Below are 3,187 nucleotides of genomic sequence, written 5' to 3'. Positions count from 1 at the left end.
AAACAAGACTTGATCTGACACTTTAGAAAAGTAAGTTATAAAATAATAAAAGAAAGGAGTGTTAGATATGAGTACAATACAAGCAAAAATACTAAAACCAAAGTTAGGGTTATTAGAGCTAGCAAAACAATTAGGAAATGTATCTCAAGCGTATGGGCTACTCAAGAGATACGTTTTATCGATTCAAGGAATTATATGAAAATGGAGGAGAAGAAGCACTGCATGAGATAAGTAAGAAAAAATCACTTATGGCAAACAGAGTTTCCGAAGACATAGAAAGAGCAGATCGCAACAGAATTTCCAGCATATGGACAATAAAGAGCTGCAAATGAGCTGAGAAAAAGGGATTTCCGAAGGTGGTTGTATGGCTAAGAAACGATATTGAAACGTTCAAAAAAAGACTTAAAGCTCTTGAAGCGAAGGTTGCACAAGATGGCATAATTTTAACTGAAGAGCAACTTGCAGCTTTAGAGAAAGTGAAAGAACAAAGATGGTGAAATTGAAACACTGGTTACTTAGGTTCTCAAGACACTTATTATGTAGAAGGGTATAGGACCAGCAAACTTTTATTGATACCTATTCAAGGGTTGCTATGGCAAAGCTTTATACAGACAAAACTGCAATTACTGCTGCAGATCTTCTTAATGATAGAGTCATACCATTCTTTGATGGACAAAAGTACCATTATCCCGCATTTTGACTGATAGGGGTACGGAATACTGTGGCAAACCAGAAAATCACGCTTATCAGCTATATTTAGGAATTGAAAACATTGATCATTCAAGAACTAACCCCACAAACTAATGGCATATGTGAGAGGTTTCATAGAACTATGCAAGATGAGTGTTACAATATTATCTTTAGAAAGAAAATCTACAGTTCTTTGGAAGATTTGCAGATAGATGTTGATCATTGGTTGCGTTCTTACAATGAGACAAGACCTCATTCAGGTAAATATTGCTATGGCAAAACACCGATGCAGACTTTTCTTGATAGCAAACATATTGCTTTTCAGAAAAATATTAGTAGCATCAAACAAGAGACTGATATTAGTTTTAACTACCTCAATCCTTCTGTCAGTTAATTCTTGCCTGTCAAATCAAGTCTGAATTACTACAAAAATGGTAACCTTACCTGTAAACATTAGAAGACTGATCTGTTGAATGAGTTAGGCTTTCTACACTTGTTATGTTATCAATAGTAGGGGATGGATCACTAGAAATTTGGGTCTTTTTTTCTTTCATTTGTGACTCAAGGTACTCTACTATATCTAACTCTTTAGCCTCAGTAGCATAATTCAGAGGAGTCCTATCGCTACTATCTTTAGTATTAAAATCAACACCTTTTTCTTCTATGAGATACTTTATTACATGTAATCTTTCAGCACCAACAGTATAATCTGGTCTCCCAGGCCAAGCAGCACACTTTAACCCTTTATCAGCAGCATAATGCAGAAGAGTTCTATTGCTACCATCTTTAACATTAAAATCAACACCTTTTTCTTCTATGAGGTACTTTACAATACCTAAAGCCCCACTGAAAGCAGCAATATGCAGAGGAGTTCCACCATTACCATCCTTAACATTGAAATTAGCACCTTTTTCTTCTACTAAGTACTTTACCACACCAAAACTTCCACCGAGAGCAGCAACATGCAAAGGAGTTCTTCTTAAAAAACCCTCGATATTAAAATCAACACCTTTTCCTTCTACAAAATACTTAACTACACCTGACTGCTCACCCTTAGCAGCATGATGCAAAGGAGTATAGCAATACTTATCCTTAACATTGAAATTAACACCTTTTTCTTCTATTAAGTACTTTACCACATCTAAAGCCCCACTAAAAGCAGCAATATGCAAAAGAGTCACTCCATTGGGACTCTTAATATTAAAGTCAATCCCTCCTTTTTCTATGAGGTACCTTACTATATCTAATTTTGAACCCTCTGCAGCATAATGTAAAAGAGAGATGCCATATTCATCCTTAATATTAATATCAGCTCCTTTCTCTTCGAAATACTTCACCATATCTACACTTCCGAAAACAGCCATATGCAGAGGCACCTCTCCTTTAGCATTCATAGCATTGATATCAGCCCTTCTTTCTTCTACAAGATACTTTGCTATATCTAACCAACCACCCTCAGCAGCATAATGCAGAGGAGTATATCCATCCTCGCCTTTAGCATTGATATCAGCACCTTCTTCTATAAGACGTTTTACTTCATCCAATTGACCACGCTTGGCAGCAACATGAATAGGAGTATCTTTATATTTGCCCCTAACACTAGTTCTTTTTTCCTCACTAAAAAGACCAATTACATCACTTCTACAATCTAATTGCTTGGTTGCTAACATACAGCCTCCTAAAAATAAATTTTACTTGTATATGAGGATTCACAGCCCTCTGCCTTACTTACAGACTTAATATTCCAATGTCAATATATTTTCAGAACCTGAATGGCTTTGTTGCATAGTACTAATAGGCGTATGGTTTCAGAGTGTGATGGTAAGGATTTAGTATAAATAATTCAGAAATACTGGGAACATACAAATTCATCAAGGGGTAAGAGTTTTGAGTTTTTTTTGCGCTACCAAATGATCCTTACGAACTTGTTGTTTGTCATGAATGTAATAAGAAAATCCAATATGGGAAATATGATGGTAAAATATAGGAATCATAGGGGAGCAACTTGATACAAAAAAGATAATGTGTGACTCGGAGAGAAAAAGTGCTTGATGGTAGGGTCGAGAGCTGGCGCGCCTCCTTTAGGGTTTGGTGGTTATTCCATTCGCTTTCGTTGAGGACCTCAATCCAAAATTCCCATATTTACGTTTCCAGCTCCCGCCTCATCAAACGCAGCATGCGGTTTTCCCGCACTACGCTTTCCTAGCAGATTCTTACCAAAGTTTATAACATATTGTACTGGTTGTGCTTTCGGTTCATAGTATCGTATTCTATAGTCTGAATACAGACCAAGTTTATCTATCCATTCCTTACTCCACCTCTTCCAGCCAAATCCTTTTCGCATTTTCCTGGATCTCATTAAGTTGCGTCTTGTTTTCTTTTCTACCCATTGTTTAACGTAGTTGAAGCTTCGACTTGAGTTCCCAATTCTAAAGTAGTTTGTCCACCCTCTCAATATTGGATTGATGATTTTTATCACCTTCCCTATCGGTTGCGA

6 protein-coding genes are annotated in these 3,187 nt (G+C 36.6%); 4 read left to right on the top strand and 2 right to left on the bottom strand.

The genetic code is table 11. The features are described 5' to 3' along the window. Positions 1 to 67: 67 nt before the first annotated feature. The 4 genes from Wcon_RS13655 to Wcon_RS13640 all read left to right on the top strand — a co-directional run bounded on the left by Wcon_RS13655 (position 68) and on the right by Wcon_RS13640 (position 1,084). Positions 68 to 199: a hypothetical protein gene (locus tag Wcon_RS13655; protein ID WP_338062146.1), complete on the top strand. Its 132-nt coding sequence runs from the start codon at positions 68 to 70 to the stop codon at positions 197 to 199. Next, entirely contained in the window at positions 153 to 332 is a 180-nt protein-coding gene (locus Wcon_RS13650; RefSeq protein ID WP_458694579.1) for a helix-turn-helix domain-containing protein, read from the top strand. Before Wcon_RS13655 ends, Wcon_RS13650 begins: the two co-directional genes overlap by 47 nt. A 24-nt stretch (positions 333 to 356) precedes the next feature. Beyond that, a complete protein-coding gene (locus Wcon_RS13645) occupies positions 357 to 497 on the top strand; it encodes a hypothetical protein (RefSeq protein WP_458694580.1) in 141 nt (46 codons plus the stop codon). A gap of 266 nt (positions 498 to 763) precedes the next feature. Beyond that, positions 764 to 1,084, top strand: a complete 321-nt coding sequence (locus tag Wcon_RS13640) for an integrase core domain-containing protein (protein WP_458694584.1) — start codon at positions 764 to 766, stop codon at positions 1,082 to 1,084. A gap of 46 nt (positions 1,085 to 1,130) precedes the next feature. Here Wcon_RS13640 and Wcon_RS10830 read toward each other — a convergent pair whose 3' ends face one another. Continuing rightward, positions 1,131 to 2,360 (bottom strand): ankyrin repeat domain-containing protein, encoded by a 1,230-nt coding sequence (locus tag Wcon_RS10830; RefSeq protein WP_114517988.1) that lies wholly within the window; start codon positions 2,358 to 2,360, stop codon positions 1,131 to 1,133. A gap of 452 nt (positions 2,361 to 2,812) precedes the next feature. Continuing rightward, positions 2,813 to 3,178 carry a group II intron maturase-specific domain-containing protein gene (locus Wcon_RS12695; protein ID WP_255565485.1) on the bottom strand — a complete coding sequence of 122 codons (366 nt, stop codon included), beginning with the start codon at positions 3,176 to 3,178 and terminating at the stop codon, positions 2,813 to 2,815. Between the last annotated feature and the right edge of the window lie 9 nt (positions 3,179 to 3,187).

The sequence above is a fragment of the Wolbachia endosymbiont of Cylisticus convexus genome, from assembly GCF_003344345.1.
This window is presented reverse-complemented; position numbering and strand designations above follow the sequence as displayed.